This window comes from Nonomuraea ferruginea (assembly GCF_039540635.1).
Taxonomy (GTDB): domain Bacteria; phylum Actinomycetota; class Actinomycetes; order Streptosporangiales; family Streptosporangiaceae; genus Nonomuraea; species Nonomuraea ferruginea.
In genome coordinates, this window is sequence record NZ_BAABFD010000003.1 from 352,817 (window position 1) to 369,605 (window position 16,789).

General features: G+C 72.1%; 13 protein-coding genes. 8 read left to right on the top strand and 5 right to left on the bottom strand.

The window, feature by feature from the left end; all coding sequences use genetic code 11:
* Positions 1-12 precede the first annotated feature (12 nt).
* Complete coding sequence (locus ABD999_RS08325; RefSeq protein ID WP_271280477.1) at positions 13-765, top strand: aminotransferase class IV; 753 nt, start codon at positions 13-15, stop codon at positions 763-765.
* Here the strand turns inward: ABD999_RS08325 and ABD999_RS08330 are convergent.
* Together ABD999_RS08330 and ABD999_RS08335 are read right to left on the bottom strand one after the other, a co-directional pair.
* On the bottom strand, positions 735-1,232 hold the full coding sequence (locus tag ABD999_RS08330) for a DUF6789 family protein (protein ID WP_219545618.1): 498 nt from the start codon (positions 1,230-1,232) through the stop codon (positions 735-737). The two genes, ABD999_RS08325 and ABD999_RS08330, sit on opposite strands and share 31 nt — an antisense overlap.
* A gap of 40 nt (positions 1,233-1,272) precedes the next feature.
* The gene (locus ABD999_RS08335; protein WP_148034006.1) at positions 1,273-2,286 is read right to left on the bottom strand and encodes a LacI family DNA-binding transcriptional regulator; all 1,014 of its coding nucleotides are present in this window, start codon (positions 2,284-2,286) and stop codon (positions 1,273-1,275) included.
* Positions 2,287-2,447: 161 nt separating this feature from the next.
* On the opposite strand from ABD999_RS08335, the gene ABD999_RS08340 reads away from it, so the two are divergent.
* From ABD999_RS08340 to ABD999_RS08355, 4 genes are read left to right on the top strand one after another with little or no spacing between them, the layout of a single operon-like run.
* Positions 2,448-3,725 (top strand): extracellular solute-binding protein, encoded by a 1,278-nt coding sequence (locus ABD999_RS08340; protein ID WP_271280476.1) that lies wholly within the window; start codon positions 2,448-2,450, stop codon positions 3,723-3,725.
* Positions 3,722-4,690: a carbohydrate ABC transporter permease gene (locus ABD999_RS08345; protein ID WP_345482641.1), complete on the top strand. Its 969-nt coding sequence runs from the start codon at positions 3,722-3,724 to the stop codon at positions 4,688-4,690. The genes ABD999_RS08340 and ABD999_RS08345 overlap by 4 nt, the downstream gene beginning before the upstream one ends.
* Positions 4,687-5,505, top strand: a complete 819-nt coding sequence (locus ABD999_RS08350) for a carbohydrate ABC transporter permease (RefSeq protein WP_148034009.1) — start codon at positions 4,687-4,689, stop codon at positions 5,503-5,505. Before ABD999_RS08345 ends, ABD999_RS08350 begins: the two co-directional genes overlap by 4 nt.
* A 2-nt stretch (positions 5,506-5,507) precedes the next feature.
* A complete protein-coding gene (locus ABD999_RS08355; RefSeq protein WP_271278133.1) occupies positions 5,508-6,887 on the top strand; it encodes a glycoside hydrolase family 5 protein in 1,380 nt (459 codons plus the stop codon).
* Here ABD999_RS08355 and ABD999_RS08360 read toward each other — a convergent pair.
* Both ABD999_RS08360 and ABD999_RS08365 read right to left on the bottom strand, forming a co-directional pair.
* On the bottom strand, positions 6,879-8,231 hold the full coding sequence (locus tag ABD999_RS08360) for a trypsin-like peptidase domain-containing protein (protein ID WP_271278118.1): 1,353 nt from the start codon (positions 8,229-8,231) through the stop codon (positions 6,879-6,881). The two genes, ABD999_RS08355 and ABD999_RS08360, sit on opposite strands and share 9 nt — an antisense overlap.
* A gap of 76 nt (positions 8,232-8,307) precedes the next feature.
* Complete coding sequence (locus ABD999_RS08365) at positions 8,308-9,978, bottom strand: DUF4434 domain-containing protein (RefSeq protein ID WP_271278119.1); 1,671 nt, start codon at positions 9,976-9,978, stop codon at positions 8,308-8,310.
* A 127-nt stretch (positions 9,979-10,105) separates the two neighbouring features.
* Here ABD999_RS08365 and ABD999_RS08370 point away from each other — a divergent pair, with 127 nt between their 5' ends.
* The gene (locus tag ABD999_RS08370; protein WP_271278120.1) at positions 10,106-11,581 is read left to right on the top strand and encodes an alkaline phosphatase PhoX; all 1,476 of its coding nucleotides are present in this window, start codon (positions 10,106-10,108) and stop codon (positions 11,579-11,581) included.
* A 217-nt stretch (positions 11,582-11,798) separates the two neighbouring features.
* A complete protein-coding gene (locus ABD999_RS08375) occupies positions 11,799-13,295 on the top strand; it encodes a M28 family metallopeptidase (protein WP_148034013.1) in 1,497 nt (498 codons plus the stop codon).
* A 206-nt stretch (positions 13,296-13,501) separates the two neighbouring features.
* Here the strand turns inward: ABD999_RS08375 and ABD999_RS08380 are convergent, their stop codons facing one another.
* Positions 13,502-16,093 (bottom strand): M28 family peptidase, encoded by a 2,592-nt coding sequence (locus ABD999_RS08380; RefSeq protein WP_271278121.1) that lies wholly within the window; start codon positions 16,091-16,093, stop codon positions 13,502-13,504.
* A 121-nt stretch (positions 16,094-16,214) separates the two neighbouring features.
* Between ABD999_RS08380 and ABD999_RS08385 the strand changes: the two genes are divergently transcribed.
* The gene (locus ABD999_RS08385) at positions 16,215-16,778 is read left to right on the top strand and encodes an ArsR/SmtB family transcription factor (protein ID WP_271278122.1); all 564 of its coding nucleotides are present in this window, start codon (positions 16,215-16,217) and stop codon (positions 16,776-16,778) included.
* Positions 16,779-16,789 lie beyond the last annotated feature (11 nt).

The following is a 16,789-nucleotide window of genomic DNA, read 5'->3' on the forward strand; positions in this document are numbered from 1 at the left end:
GTGGGAGGCCTGATGGGTGCGGTGATCGACGGGCGGGCGGCGGAGGCCGGCGACGTGGCGCTCGCCATGTCCGCGAGATACGGGCACTTCACGGCGATGCAGGTGCGGGGCGGGAAGGTGCGCGGGCTGGCGGCGCACCTGGACCGGCTGAGCGGCGCCACCCGTGAGCTGTTCGGCCAGGAGCTCGACCTGGACCTGGTGCGGGCGTCCGTCCGGGCGCTGGGGGCGGTGGACGCGAGCGTGCGGGTGTTCGTGTGCGACGCCGGCGGGGTGCGGGTGATCGCGGTGTCCGGCCCGCCGGTGCGGCTCGCGGCGACCCCGAAGAGGCTCAGGTCGGTCCGCTACCAGCGGTTCCTGCCGCACATCAAGCACACCGGCGGCTTCCCGCAGGGCTACCTGGGCAGGCTCGCCGAGCGGGAGGGGTACGACGAGGCGCTGCTGACGTCCGACGACGGGGTGATCTCGGAAGGGGCGGTCACCAACCTGGGGTGTTTCGACGGCGACCGGGTGATCTGGCCGGACGCGCCGATGCTGCGCGGCGTCACCATGCGACTGCTGGAGGGCGAGCTGGCGCGGGCCGGCGTGCCATGCGAGCGGCGGGTGCTGCGGGTGGCCGACCTGACGGAGTTCCCCGCCGTGTTCCTGGCGAACTCGTGGGGGGTGGTGGCCGTGGACCGGGTGGACGGCCACCGGATCGAGGTGGACGAGGCGCTGATGGCGCGGGTGACCGGCTGTTACGAGAGCGCGGGCTGGGACTCCTTCTGAGCGGCCTCCTCCTGCACCGGTGGCTTCTCACCGGGTTCGAGGCGGTTGAGCAGGGCCGCGAGCGTTGCCCCGTACACGATGTGGCCGGCGGCCATCACGGCCGGGCGGCCCGGGAGGTCGCGGTCGATGGGCGGCAGGACGCTCAGCCGCGGCGCCCAGCCCTCGTAGCTGACCACCCAGATCAGCAGCGCGTAGCCGACGCCGAGCGGCACCCTGCGGCGCGGGCGGCGCGACAGCAGGGCGAAGGCCATGCCGGAGGCGACGCCGAAACCGAGGTGGGCCACCGCGCCCAGCACGCCCTCGCCGGTCTTGTGGCGGGCCTTGCTGCCGGGGAGCAGGCCGCGGACGATGTGCTTGGGCGGCTGGCCGGGCATGAGGCCCGCCTTCTGGCCCGCCAGCATGACCGTGCTCATCGTCATGGTGGCCGCGGCGCCGCTGATGGCACCGTTCGCGAGTCTGCGCATCATGGCCCTGCGGCTGCCCGCGCCGCCAGGGCCGAAACCCGGGTCAGGCGGGCAGCGGGGTGGTGCTCTCGCGCACGATCAGCTCGGTCGCCAGCTCGACGCGGCGGGCCTCGGGCGTCTCGCCGCGCCGCATGGCCAGCACGGTGCGGGTGGCGAGCGCGGCCATCTCCTGCAGCGGCTGGCGCACCGTGGTCAGCGGCGGCCAGGCCGACTTGGCCAGCGGGATGTCGTCGAAGCCGACCACGCTGAGATCCTCGGGCACCCGCAGGCCGCGCTGGCGGGCCGCCTCCAGGACGCCGAACGCCTGCATGTCACTGCCCGCGAAGATCGCCGTCGGCGGGTCGTCGAGGGAGAGCAGCGCGTGGCCGTGGTCGTGGCCGGAGTCGACCATGAACGTGCCGCGGCGGATCAGCTCGGGCGAGGCGGGCACCCCGGCCGTCTCCAGCGCGGCGCGGTAGCCGTCGATGCGGGCCTGGCTGCACAGCATGTCGGCGGGCCCGCTGATCATGCCGATGCGGCGGTGGCCGAGCTCCAGCAGGTGGCGGGTGGCGGCCAGGCCGCCGTTCCAGTTGGTCGCGCCGACGGAGACGACGCCGGGGGCGGGCTCGCCCTCCGGGTCGACCACGACGAACGGCAGCGAGCGGGCACTCAGCTGGTCCTGCACGCCGGACGACAGTTTCGACGCGACGATCACCACGCCGTCGGTCCGGCGGCCGGCGAGCCGTTCGAGCCAGTCGCGGCCCGGCCCCGCGTGGGTGTGCAGGACGGTGATGACGACGCTGGCCCCGGCCTCGTGGGCGGCGCTCTCCGCGCCGCGCACGATCTCCATCGCCCAAGGCGACTCCATCTCGGTGAAGACGAGGTCGACCAGCCCGGCCGGGGTCTCGTCCTGGCTGATGCGCCGCTGGTAGCCGTGCTTGTGCAGCAGCCGTTCGACGCGATGGCGGGTCGCCGGGGCGACCTCGGGCCGGCCGTTGATCACCTTGGACACCGTGGGGATCGACACCCCGGCTTCCTCGGCTATCAGAGCGATCGTCACCCGCCTCTTCCCAGACATGATCCGGAGTTTAGCCGAAACTTTCGGAATCCGGATAACCGGTCGTGATCCGATCGCGACCGACGCGGCTATTGACGCTTTGTCAGCCATATACCTATGCTCCGGTCAATGAAAATATCGGGGGGTTCACGAAACTTTCGCCAGCCGAGGAGGGAACCCCTATGAAGAGAACCTGTGCGTTGATAGCGGCAGCCGTCCTGGTGGCCGGGTGCGGCGGCGGGCAGACCGCCACCACTGAACCCGAGGAAGGCGGTGCGCCCGGCAAGGTCACCCTGGAGTGGTGGCACCTGTCGACGTCCGACCCGCTGAAGACGATCTACGAGACCCGGGCCAAGGAATACCAGGCCGCCAACCCGAACATCACCGTCAAGATGACGGTTCTGGAGAACGAGGCGTACAAGGCCAAGCTGACCACGCTGACCCAGTCGGGCAAGGCGCCCGACGTCTTCGCGACCTGGGGCGGCGGTGTGCTGAAGCAGCAGGTCGACGCCGGGCTCATCAAGGACATCAGCGCCGACGTCGATCTGACGAACTTCACTACGGCCTCCATGGCCGCGTACCAGTTCGACGGCAAGACGTACGCGCTGCCCACGGACATCGGCATGGTCGGCTTCTGGTACAACAAGAAGCACTTCGAGAAGGCGGGCATCGCCGAGCCGCCGACGACCTGGACCGGCTTCCTCGACGCCGTCAAGAAACTGAAGGCCGCCGGCATCACCCCCATCGCGCTGGCCGGCAAGGAGAAGTGGCCCGGCCACTACTACTGGGCCTACCTCGCGATGCGCATCGCCGGGCTGCCGGCGCTGCAGCAGGCCGGCACCGACCACGACTTCACCAAGCCTGAGTTCGTCCAGGCCGGACAGCAGCTCAAGGCGCTGGTCGACCTGGAGCCGTTCCAGCGCGGCTTCCTCGGGGCCGGCTACTCGACCCCCGACGGCCAGTCCGCCAGCGTCGCCAACGGCAAGGCCACGATGGAGCTGATGGGCCAGTGGGCGCCGACCGTGCAGGCCGACTCCGGCGAGGGCCTCGGCGAGGACCTCGGCTTCTTCCCGTTCCCCGAGGTCGAGGGCGGTAAGGGCGCCATCACCGAGGCGTTCGGCGGAGGCGGCGGCATGGCCGTGGGCGCCGACGCGCCCAAGGAGGCCCTCGACTTCCTGAAGTTCCTCACCAGCACCGAGAACCACACCAAGGCCGTCGAGTCCGGCGCCGTCCTCCCCGTCCTCAAGGGCGTGGAGAGCGCGGTCAAGGACGAGAACCTCAAGGTCGTCGCCGAGTCGCTGGCGAGCGCCACCGGCTTCCAGCTCTACCTGGACCAGGCGTACCCGCCCGCCGTCGGCGCCGAGGTCAACGACAGCGTGGCCGAGCTGTTCGCGGGCGCCAAGACCCCGGAGCAGGTGGCGCAGGACATCACCGAAGTGGCCAAGAGCGAGAGCGAATGACGACCGTGACCCGCCGGCCGGAAGCGGAGACGCTTCCGGCCGGTCCGCGCCGCCGCCGCAGGCGGGGAAGACCCCGCAACCGGCTGACGATCGCCCTGTTCGTGCTGCCGGCGCTGGCCCTCTTCCTGCTGCTCGTGGTGGCCCCGATCCTGGTCGCCGGCTACGCCAGCGCGTTCAGGTGGAACGGCTTCGGCGGCCTGCCCACCGACTTCATCGGCTTCGGCAACTTCACCAGGCTCTTCGAGAGCGACATCTTCTACACCGACCTGGGGAACCTGCTGCTGCTGATCGTGGCGACCCTGGTGATCCAGCTCCCGTTCGCGCTGGGCATCGCGATGCTGCTGCACCAGCGCATCAGGGGGCGGGCGCTCTACAGGCTGGTGTTCTTCGCGCCGTACGTGCTGTCCGAGGTCATCACCGGCGTGCTGTTCTCGCTGATCCTGTCGCCGGAGAACGGCATCGCCAACCAGCTGCTCGGCCCGCTGGGGCTGGAGTCGGAGTGGCTGTCGCACCCGGACAGCGCGCTCTGGTCGATCTTCGTGGTCATGACCTGGAAGTACTTCGGCTTCCACATGATGATCTACCTCGCCGGGCGGCAGAACATCCCGAACGAGCTGATCGAGGCCGCCAAGATCGACGGAGCGGCGGGCTGGAAGATCTTCCGGTACGTCACGCTGCCCCTGCTCGGCCCCACGATCAGGATCAGCGTGTTCCTCTCCGTCATCTACACCATCCAGCTCTTCGACCTGGTGTGGATCCTCACCGAGGGCGGGCCCGCGCACGCGTCGGAGACGCTCGCCGTCACCATGTTCACGCTCGGCTTCGAGCGCGCCCAGGTGGGCTACGCCAGCGCCATCAGCGTGGTGATGTTCGGGCTCAGCCTCGTCTTCGCCCTGGCGTACCAGCGCCTGGTCATGCGGCGTGACCTGGAGGGCGCGACCACCGCCATGGGAGGGAAACGATGAAGCGCACGACCCTGCCCCTGCACGCGATCGCCTGGGTCGTCGGCGCGTTCATCCTCATCCCCGTGGTGTACGCGCTGCTCGGCGGTTTCAAGAGCACCCAGCAGCTCTCGGTGAACCCGTTCGGCCTGCCGAGCCCGTGGGAGCCGGGCAACTACACCGAGGTGCTGGCCGAAGGGTCGTTCTGGCGCCAGGTCTGGAACAGCACGTTCATCGCCGTCGCGACCACCGTGCTGGTCGTCGCGCTGTCGGCGCTGGCCGCGTTCGTCTTCGCCCGCTTCGCCTTCCGGGGCAGGGAGGCGCTGTTCACGCTGTTCACGGCGGGCCTGATGTTCCCGTTCGCGGTCGCGATCCTGCCCATCTTCGTGATGCTCCGCACGCTGAACCTGATCGACAACCCGCTGGGCGTGATCCTCGTGCAGGCCGCGTTCGGGCTGCCGTTGACGATCATCATCCTGCGCCAGTTCTTCAGGAGCATCCCGGGAGAGATCGAGGAGGCGGCCACGATCGACGGCTGCTCGCCGTTCGGCTTCTTCTGGCGGATCCTGCTGCCGATGGCCCGCCCGGCGCTGGCCACCGTGTCGGTGCTGGCGATCGTGGGGAGCTGGAACAACTTCATGCTCCCGCTGGTCGTCTTCAGCGACGAGCTGAGCTGGACGCTCCCGCTCGGCGTGCAGCAGTTCCAGGGCCAGTACAGCTCCGACACCGCGCGGGTCCTCGCCTACCTCGTGCTGGCCATGGTGCCGGCGCTGGGGTTCTACGCCATAGCGGAACGCCACCTGATCGGTGGTCTCACAGCGGGAGCGACGAAAGGGTGACCATGCTGCACGTCTCCGGAGCTCGGCTCCGCACGGCCGACGACCGGCCCGTACGCCTGCGCGGGGTCGGGCTGGGCGGCTGGATGAACATGGAGAACTTCATCACCGGCTACCCGGCCAACGAGGCGTCGATGCGCGCGGCGGTGCGTCAGGTGCTGGGCGAGGAGCGGGCCGCGCTCTTCTTCGAGCGGCTGCTCACCTCCTTCTTCACCGAGCGGGACGCGGCGCTGCTGGCCGGGCTCGGCATGAACTGCGTCCGCATCCCGATCAGCTACCGGCACTTCGAGGCGGACGACCGGCCCTTCGAGATCATCGAGTACGGGTTCCACCACCTGGACCGGGTGATCGGCCTGCTCGGCGCGCACGGCATCTACAGCGTGATCGACCTGCACGCGCTGCCCGGCTCGCAGAACCAGCACTGGCACTCCGACAACCCGACGCACGTGGCCGCCTTCTGGCAGCACCGGCACTTCCAGGACCGGACCGTGCACCTGTGGGAGGCCATCGCCGACCACTACCGCGACAACCCGTGGGTGGCCGGCTACAACCCGGTCAACGAGCCGGGCGACCCGACCGGCAAGGTCATCGGCCCGTTCTACGACCGGCTGGTCAAGGCGGTGCGCGCGGCCGATCCCCGGCACGTGCTGTTCCTGGACGGCAACACCTACTCGACCGACTTCTCGATCTTCAGGGAGGTGTACGAGAACACGGTGTTCGTCTGTCACGACTACGCCCTGGCCGGGTTCGCCCACGGCGGCGGCTATCCCGGCTACACCCAGGGCCGCTGGTGTGACAAGGACGAGCTGGAGCGCACGTTCGAGCAGCGGTCGCGGTTCCAGCGGGAGACCGGCACCCCGCTGTGGGTGGGCGAGTTCGGGCCCGTCTACACCGGGGACCCGGAGCGGGACGGGGAGCGCTACCAGATCCTGCGCGACCAGCTGGAGATCTACGACCGCCACGAGGCCGGCTGGTCCCTGTGGACCTACAAGGACGTCGGCCTGCAGGGCCTGGTGTGCGCGGGCGGGCCGTACCTGGAGAGGTTCGGCCCGTTCATCGACAAGAAGCGGCGGCTCGGCGCGGACCGATGGGGCTCCACGATGGAGGAGGGCGCCGAGGCGCTCGCCCCGCTGCACGCGCTGGTGGAGACCGAGTTCCCCGCCTGGGACCCGTACCCGTGGGGCGCCCGCTACCAGACCGACGACCTGGTGAGGCACATCCTCATCGCCCAGGCGCTGCTGCCCGAGTACGCCGAGTTGTTCAGGGGCCTCGACGACACCGAGCTCATCGCGCTGGCCGACTCGTTCGCGCTGGAGAACTGCCGCCGCCGGGAACCCCTGCTGGACCTGCTGGGCGCCGCCCTGGACGGGGCCGCGTCACCGTGACGCGAGCTGGAAGGTGTCCCTGTTGTCGCGCGGGTCCGGGTCCAGGAAGGTGGAGCCGACGGACACGGTCGCGCTCGGCCGGTCATCACGCGGGATCCGGACGGGGACGCTCACCCGTACCGACTCACCCGGGCGGATCAGCGCGAGCGTGCACGTCACCCGCCGCCCCTCGCCCTCGCAGCCCGGCGCGTCCCCCGCCCGCGAGCCGGGCGGGAGCGTGAACGTGACCGGCACCTGGGCCGCCGCCATCAGCCCTCTCATGGTCACGGTGGCGGTGACCTCGCGGGCGGTGCCCGAGCCCTCGACCGACAGCGCGTCGTACACGCCCGCCGGGTCCGCCCGGCGCACCACCGCGCCGAAGCTGTCCCGGCCGAGCGGGTTGGCCACCGCGTAGCCGTGGCCGGCCTCGTCGTTCGCCCCGGACGTCAGCACCCCGATCAGCAGGCCGTCGTCCCTGGTCAGCCAGGGACCGCCGCTGTTGCCCCCGTACAGGTGGCAGTTGTCGGTGCGCAGCCGCCCGCCGGTCTCGCCGCGCACCGCGTGTCCGGCCCACGGCCGGGTGCGGGCCAGGCACCAGAGCTGGCGGGTGCCGTCGTACGGGGTGTCGCTCGGGTAGCCGAGGCTGGCGACGGTGTGGCGGCCGCCCTCGTTGCGCAGCGGCGTGAAGCCGCCCACCGTCCCCTGCAGCGTCGCGCCGCCCCGCCTGCCGACCTCGACCAGCGCCAGGTCGTAGATGGAGTCCCAGTCGTAGGGCGACACGCCGGTGAAGGACCGCGGCTTGTAGACGCGCCGCGCTCCCCACACGCCGTACGGGGCGCGCTCGCGCAGGCTCGCGGCCTTGCCGTCGTACGCGGGCACGAACGCGATGTGCTCCGACCAGGTGGCGCGCCCGCCCCTCCCGGCCACCCCGTACACGCAGTGCGAGGCCGTCGCCACCAGCAGCTTGCGCGCGGAGCGCACCACCGCGCCGCTGCACGACCTGCGGTCACCGGCCGCGTCCAGGAAGAACAGCCGGCCGGTGGCCCTGCTCTCCAGCGTCCGCCGGTAGGGCTTGCGCACGCGGGCGTAGCCGTTGGCGTCGGAGCCGGGCGTCAGCCGCTCGTTGCGCGGCACGCTCACCCTCGACCCCGCCGACCGCGGGATGACGACGTTCTCCGGCAGGTCGACGGCGTCGGCCCTGGACTGCTTCCTGGCCGTCCAGTAGTCGATCGCCCGCTGCGGATCCATGACCGGTGAGACCTCTGCTCCCGGCACGGGCGGCGGCGCGGCGGCGGCCTCCACGGGCGGCGCGACCAGCGCGGTGCTCACCGTCACCAGCGCGACCAGGGTGCTTCGGCGTGACATCGGTCCCCCTCTAGAACGAATCCCAGAAGCACACTAAGTCACGACGACGACACGATAGGTGACCGACGCCACGAGGTCACGGACTGACGGCCATGGCGTAACCGGACGTGGCGGTGTGCCCGGCGCCGTTGGTGGCCGTGATGGTGACCCACGGCCGCGCCGGATCCGGATCCTCCGGCTCGAAGGGGGCCCACGCGGACTCCAGCGGGATGTCCCGGCCCGTGCCGGGGTCGTGCCACTCCTGGGACGCCTCCACCGTCACCGGCCCCGAGCCCGCCCGGTGGTAGGTGAAGCGCAGCGTGCCGCCCTCCAGGTGGTAGCCCTCGACCAGGACGCCGGCCACCCCGTCCCGCACGGCCGGGGTCGCTCGCGCCACGATCGGCTCCTGCCAGCCGGCCGCCAGCTCGTCGGCCAGCGACGGTGCCGACGGGTCGTCACGGCAGGTCAAGAACGGGTCCCAGCCGTACGCGATGATCTTGGTGCCGTGCGCGGCGGCCGCCGCGACCTGCTCGTCCACCCGGGCCTTGGTGGTACGGCCGCGCAGCGGGAACGGGTCGGCCCGGCCGCACTCGCCCGCCACCTGGGTGGGTTCGAACACCTCGACGTTCACCCACAGCCGCACGCCGGGCGTCACCCGCCGGGCCGCGGCCTCGATGTAGTCGCGGGCGGAGCCGTAGTAGGCCTGCCGGTTGGTGACCTTGCCCGTGACCGGCTCCAGCCGCGGGTCCACCGGCGCGTCCGCCTCGTCAGGCCCGTGCACGGGGACCTTGCCGACCCCGCGCCCGTCCTGGATCGCGATGACCATCGGCGCCCCCGCCCGGGTGGCCGCGATCTCGTCGAACCCCTTCTCCACCTGCTCCGGCGGGAAGCCGCGGCCCCGGCGCGCGTCCCAGAACGGGCTCACCATGATCGTCACCCCGGGCCACGCGCCGGCCACCACCTCGTGCTGCGCCGCGTACAGGGCGATGATCGGGTCGTCGCCGGCCCGGCCCCGCATGGCCAGCTCGAACGACTGGTAGAGGCCGCCGAGCGCGGGCGAGGCCCCGTACCGCTGCCGGTAGTCGGCGACCACCCGCGCGGTGAAGGCGTTGAGCGCCGGCAGGTGGGCCAGGTCGGGCAGCCACGGCTTGGCCCCGTCTTTGGGGGGCACCGGCAGGCCGGGGAAGACCTTCATACCCTGCGCGGCGGCCTCGGTCATCATGTGCCCCACGCCGTCGCCGTCGGCGGCGACCAGCAGCAGGTCGTACGAGGACGCCTCGCACGAGTCGCCGAGCATCAGCCGGTAGTAGACGCGCCCGCCGTTCTCGATTCGCCGGTCCAGGCCGGGGCAGCGCAGCACCCCGGCCCCGAAGTGCTCGCTCGCCGTGTACGTGTAGACCTGCCGGATCGTTCTGCCGGTGTCGCGGGCGGCCTGGTAGCAGGTCCTGCCGTCCTCGACGCAGTCGTCGAATGCGCCGCCCACCCGCCCGTCCGGGCCGACGGACGCGGGCAGCAGCCGCGCGCCGAACGTGATCAGCGTGTCGGCGCCCACCCCGTGGATGGCCTCGACCATCCGCCGGGTCACGCACGCGTCGGAGCGCGGGATCATCCAGTAACCGGTGATCGGGTAGCGGGCCAGGACCCGGGTGTCGCGCGGCGGGCAGTCCCCGGGGAGTGCCCCGGCCACCCGGCCGACCAGGCTGTCGGGCACGAGGGCCAGCACCACCACCGTGACGGCGACCGCCATCCGCAGGATCCGCTGCAGCACACCTGCCCCTTCGCGCCGGGAACGGTTCACACGCTACTTCGCGCGGCCCGATCAAGTTGGGCCTCCTTGCCCTCGAATCCGGCGTCTACGCTTTGTGAACCCGAGCTGTCAGCGAGGTGAACTCCCCATGACCGCGCTCGATCGACGATCCTTCCTCTCCACCGGCGGCGCCCTGGCCACCGCCGTCGCCGTCCAGACCCTGGCCGCGCACGCCTCCTGGGCCGAGACGGGCCGCGAGGCCGCCACCGGCGGCGAGGGCTACGGCCCGCTCCGCCGCGCCCCCAGCGCGAACACCGGCGAGGAACTGCTCGCCCTGCCGTCCGGGTTCTCGTACGTGGTGCTCGGCAGGACCGGCACCCCGATGTCCGACGGCGTGCTCACGCCCATCGCGCACGACGGCATGGCCGCCTTCCCCGGCACCCGCCGGCACACCGTCCGCCTGATCCGCAACCACGAGGTGCGCACCGCCCCCGGCACGCCCGAGGGCCGCGTGCACGTGCCCGGCTCCGCCCGGTACGACGAACTGGGCGTCGGCGGCACCACCACGCTGGAGGTGGACCTGCGCAGCGGCGAGGTCCTGCGCCACTTCGTCAGCCTCAACGGCACGATCATCAACTGCGCCGGCGGCCGCATGCTCGGCGACCGGGGCTGGCTGACCTGCGAGGAGACCACCGCGGGGCCGGCGGGCGGATGGCAGCGCAAGCACGGCTACATCTTCGAGGTGCCGCTGCGCGGCCCCTCCCCCGGCAGACCGGCCGCGTCCATGCCGCTCACCGCGATGGGCCGCTTCTCGCACGAGGCGGTCGCCGTCGACCCGCGCACCGGGTACGTGTACGAGACCGAGGACGACTCGGGCAAGCCCGATGGGTTCTACCGGTTCCGCCCGCGCGACCCGGAGAACCTGGCCCGGGGCGGCGTGCTGGAGATGCTCAAGATCCGCGGCGTGGACGGCTACGACTGCCGCGAGGGCCAGCGGATGGGCGCCAGGCTGCCGGTCGAGTGGGTGCGCGTCGACGACCCCGACCCGGACCTGGAGGGCGGCGCCCCCACCTGCACGCAGCAGGGGCTGGCCAAGGGCGGGGCGAAGTTCAACCGGCTGGAGGGCTGCTGGTGGGGCGACGGCTCGGTGTTCTTCAACTCCACCAGCGGCGGCGACGCCAAGAACGGCGACGCGCCGGGCGCCGACGGCTACGTGGAGGGGTACGGCCAGGTCTGGCGGTACATCCCCGGCCGCGAGGGCGGGACGCTGGTCCTGGTGTACGAGTCGCCGGGGCGCAAGGAGCTGGACTCGCCGGACAACCTGACGTTCACCCCGCGCGGCGGCATCGTGCTGTGCGAGGACGACGCCTCCGACGCCGACGCCGACCCGCACCCGCTGGCCCCCGGCCTGGCCAACGTGAACCGGCTGATCGGGCTGGACCCGCGCCGCGGCCGGCCCTTCGAGTTCGCGGTCAACATCGCCGACGACAGCGAGTTCGCCGGGGCGTGCTTCAGCCCCGACGGGTCGGTGCTCTTCGTCAACCAGCTCGGCTCGACGGCCTCGCTCGATCCGCCAGGGCGCACGTACGCGATCAGGGGGCCGTGGCGGCGAGGGCCCCTATAGACCGCGTACGCGGGGTCGTCAACTGCGAGAGTGTCCCAAATCTGCCGCATGTGATGGGCTGACTGGGCCTTCTCAGGGGCTGCCTTCGGGCATACGTTCCGTTCAGCACGCTTCGGGGGCATGAGTTGCCGTGCGGATCTCCCTCTAGCCATCCCCCGAGATGGCCCCGCGCCCAGACGGGCGCATGACTCCACTGCCGTCACATGGAAAGTGCGACATGACAATTCGCCGAGGCGTCGTCCGTGCCCTCGCCCTGGTCACGGCACTCGCTCTCCCGCTCTCCCTCACGTCTCCGGCCCAGGCCGCCGGAGGGCTCGACGAGGTCTTCGCCAAGCTGCTGGTGAAGCAGGTGAAGGGCGCCAACGTCAGCAAGCACCTCAAGGCCTTCCAGGCCATCGCCGACGCCAACGGGGGCAACCGGGCGGCGGGCACCTCCGGTTACGACGCGTCCCGTGACTACGTCGCCGACAAGCTCCGCAAGGCCGGTTACAAGGTCACCCTGCAGCCGATCGACTTCGTGGCGGGCTGGGTCGAGAACAGCCCGCCCGTCCTGGCGGACTACACGCCCAACGAGGACTTCTTCACCTTCCAGCCGTCGCCGGCCGGCGACGTGACGGCCCCGGTGCAGGGCGTCGACCTGACCCTGCCGCCGGCCCCCACGCCGACCTCGACCAGCGGCTGCGAGATGGCGGACTTCGCGGGGTTCACCGCGGGCAACATCGCGCTCATCCAGCGCGGCACCTGCCCGTTCGCCACCAAGGTCCGTAACGCCGGGTTCGCCGGCGCGTCCGCGATCATCGTCTTCAACGAGGGCCAGCCGGGCCGGACCGAGGCCAACCCGCTGGACATCGGCGAGTGGCGGGCCGGGATCCCGATGATCTACGCCGACTTCGCCGTCGGCAACGCGCTGGCCACCACGGCCACGCCGGTGCGCCTGGCGGTCGACGCGACGCTCACGCTCGGCACCAACGACAACGTGATCGCCGAGAGTCGCTGGGGCGACTCGCGCGACGTGGTCATGGTCGGCGCCCACCTGGACAGCGTCCCCGAGGGCCCGGGCATCAACGACAACGCCTCCGGCAGCGCCGCGATCCTGGAGACCGCGCTGCAGATGCGGCACTTCCCGGTCAAGAACAAGGTCCGCTTCGCCTTCTGGGCCGCCGAGGAGATCGGCCTGCTGGGCTCCGACCAGTACGTGGAGAGCCTGACCCAGGCGCAGCGCGACCGGATCAGGGTCTACCTGAACTTCGACATGGTCGCCTCGCCCAACTACGGCCTGTTCCTCTACGACGGCGACGACTCCGACGCCACCGGCGCTCCCGCGGGCCCGCCCGGATCGGCGCAGATCGAGGCGCGGCTGGAGAAGTTCTTCAAGGACCGCAAGGTGCCGACCCGAGGCACCGACTTCGACGGCCGTTCCGACTACGGGCCGTTCATCGCGGTCGGCATCCCCTCCGGCGGCATCTTCACCGGCGCGGAAGGCATCAAGACGCCGGATGAGGCGGCCCTGTGGGGCGGCACGGCGGGCCAGGCCTACGACCCGTGCTACCACCTGGCCTGCGACACCCTCACCAACGTGAACGCGTTCGCGCTGGACGTGAACTCCGACGCGATCGCCGACTCCACCGCCCGGTACGCGTTCGACCTGCGCACCATCCCGGACCGCCCGGCCGGCGCCCGCGCCGCGCTCTCCTCCGCAACCGCCCAGAACTGACGCCCCGGAACGGCGGGGCCCTGCCCTCACAGGACCCCGCCGTTCCATGTCGCCGGTCAGGACTCTGTCCCGAGGCGGGATGTGCTCTTCCCGGACCACGGCGGGCCGGGCAGGCCGAAGGCTTGCTTACGGCGCTCAGCCCGAGGGGTTTCCCAAGAAGATTTTCAGCTTTTGACCTTCGGTGCGAAGTTCCGCGCCCAGGATGCTCAGAGCACCCTGACCACCGTCACCGAGTCGGTGGGGAGCCCGCCGCCGGACGGGGTCATGTCCACCCCCGCCGGGCGCGGCCGGTGCCCCGGGACGCCGTCGAGGCCGAGCGTGATGTCGGCGACCGCCAGCCGTGGCCGCGTCGCGCTCTCGAACCGGAGCGTGAACTCCACCCCCTCCTCCGGCGGCGCGAAGAACTGCACCTCGAACGGCCACGCCCCGCCCTCCGGCTCGTACGCGGGAAGCGTCACCGGCGCCAGCCCGGGCACCTCGAACGAGCCACCGATGACCGCGACGTCGGCATGCAGGTTCAGCTGGTAGGCCCCCCGCTGGGACCGCACCCGTACCCGCAGTGTGGTCTCGCCGCCGTCACGCCGCTCCTCCAGCACGGTCAACTCGGGCGCGGGCAGCCCGGCGGCGGGCGCGGTCCCCACGCGGGCGGGCACCTGCCGGTACGGAAGCGGCAGGTCCCAGGAGCCGGGCACGTCCGGCGCCCGCTCGGCCGCCCACGGGTGCGGCGGCTCGGTCATGCTCACCCACGCGGCCTGCCGGGCGTCGGCGTCGAGCACGTACGCCAGATGTGCCAGCCGGGGCCGCTCCTCCCCGAACCGGTTGACCCCCAGCCCCACCCCGCCCAGCACCAGAGCAAGCACCCCCGCCACCACAGGCCCACCCCACACCCCGACCCACCGCCAGAAGCGCCCGCCCCCTCCCCCGCCCGTCCGCCGCCCGACGCGCACACCCGGACCACCTTCCGCGCCCGTCGTCGGCCCGACGCCGGTCGGCTGGACCGGCGCGCCGCCCCTCGCAGGGACGGCCGCCGGGGCTTCGCCGCGCGCAGGAACTGCCGCCGGGGTCCGGCCACCTCCCGGGGTGACGGCGGCGAGCAGGGGGAGCGCCGACAGGGCGGCGAAGGCGTAGAAGAGACCTGCGGGGGCGGCCATCACCAGCCCGATCGCGGTGCTGATGGACCGCGCTCCCACGCTGAACATCACGACCGCCGGCGCCACCCCGCACGCCAGCACGACCGTCCCCAGCACGGGCCGCCGCCGCAGCGCCAGCGCGCCCGCGAGCCCCGCGGCCCCGGCGAGCGCGGTGAGCGACCCGTAGTTCGACGCCCCGGGCATCAGCAACGCCGCCGCGACCCCGAGCACCGCCAGCCAGAACAGCACCCCGACGGTCAGGACCACCGCGTTCAGCCACCGCCGCAGCGCCACGTACGCCCCCCACACGACGGCCACCGCCATCATGACCAGGCCCAGTCGATACGGCTCCGGCCGGTACGGATCGCTGACCAGATCCCCGTACCCCGGCTCCAGAGCCACGAGCGCCGGCCACAACCCCATGCTCAGCCCGGTGACCACGACCAGCACCCCGAGCACGGCGACCATCCCGGCGACCAACCGCGGCACCGTCACAGGCGCCGCACCCCCGAACCTGGTGGCGGCCCGTGTCCGAGCAGGGCGGGTGCCGCCGGACGCCGGCCCCGCACCCACCCCACCGTCCGGGTCGGTCCCCGGCTCCGCCCTCCGGGGTCGTGCCGAGAGGCGGGTGTACGCGGCGAGGGCCAGGACGGCCAGGGCGGCCAGGACAGCCAGTGGGGTGGCGAGTCCCGCCGGGTAGCGGAACACCACGCCGAAGATCGTGAAGAACACCTCGTCCCGGGGCTGCCGGAGCTCACGCAGGTCGGCCGAGCCGAGCTCGCGGACCATGGCGAGCGCGTTGTCCCCCTGCATCTGCAGCGCCGCCCGGTCGAGGGCGGCAGGGGTGTCACGGGGATGGTGGTAGTAGGCGCGCCCGCCGGCGAGCCCCAGGTCGATCCCGATCCACCCGTTCTCCTCCAGCACGGTCAGGTCGGAGTGGAAGCCGGTCCCCCGGTAGGCCCCCACCATCGCGGACTCGCCCACCGGGTGCGGCATGGCCCGCGCGAACGCCCCCACCAGGGCGCCGCCGCCGGGGGTCACGTTGTAGACGGACGACGGGGCGGCGTTCCCCGGCCCCTCCAGGTTGACCACGACGCCGCCGTCCCGCGCCATGGGGTGACGGAGGAACGCCTCGGCCCCGATGAGCCCGGGTTCCTCGCCGTCGCTGAGCAGCAGCACCAGGTCGTTGCGGAGCGGAGGCCCGGCGCGCAGGGCGCGGGCGATCTCCAGGATGGCGGCCACGGACGCCTTGTCGTCGCTGGCGCCGGGCGTGGTGGGCGTGGAGTCGTAATGGGCGGCCAGCACGACGCGGCCGGTGGAGTCCGCGCCGGGGACGACGGCGATCACGTTCTCGGTGACCCCGGCCACCACGTCCCCGCCGAACGGGTGCGCGCCGGCCCCCGTCTGCACCTCGGGCCGTAACCCGAGCCGGGTCAGCTCGGCCACGAGATGGTCGCGGACGGCGTCGCCGGCGGCGGACCCGACGGGCGTGGGCTCGCCGGCGATGCGTTCGAGGACGGGCCAGGCCCGTTCGACGCTGAACGAGCCGGGCGGCGCGTCCCGCCCGGCGGGGGCAGGCGGCAGTTCGGCCAGCCAGGCGGCGACCGCGAGCAGGGTGACGGCGACGAGGGCGACGGCGGCCGGCAGCCGCCGGGAGAGAGCATCCATAGATGCATAATGAACTGTGCACAATGGATTGTGCAAGCTGGCTTGTGCACAATTCACCCCCGAACCCCAGCTAGCAGCGGGCAAAGTTGCACAGAACTCACGCGACAGTTAGGTTGACGCCATGGCTGAGCACGGCACGCGCAAGCTCGACGACCTTGAGGCGCTGCGCGCGCTCGCCCACCCCCGCCGCCAGCGCATCCTCAACCACCTCAGCGCCCACGGCCCCGCCACCTCCGCCGAGCTGGCCCGCGAGCTCGACCTCAACACCGGCGCCACCAGCTACCACCTGCGCGAGCTGGCCAAGCACGGCTTCGTCGAGGAGCTGCCGGAGAAGGCGCACGGCCGCGAGCGCTGGTGGCGCTTCGTCCCCGCCGACCTGCGCTTCCCGCTCCGCAGCGAGCAGGACGAGGAGACCAGGGCGATCATCGACGAGATGAACGCCCGCGCGATCACCGACGACATGCAGGCGTTCCGCCGCGCGCAGGCGGCGGTCGATCCCGGCGGCTGGGGCGACGCCTTCCCCTACTCCCGGGGCACGATCCGGGTGACGCTGGAGGAGCTGGCGGAGTTCTTCGAGGAATACATCGCGCTCCTCGGCAAGTACGACAAGACGGCCGAGGAGGCGGGCCCCGGGGCGCGGCGCGTCCACACCCGCTTCTTCGCCTATCCGGAGTCCGACGGGTGAGCCATCACGGG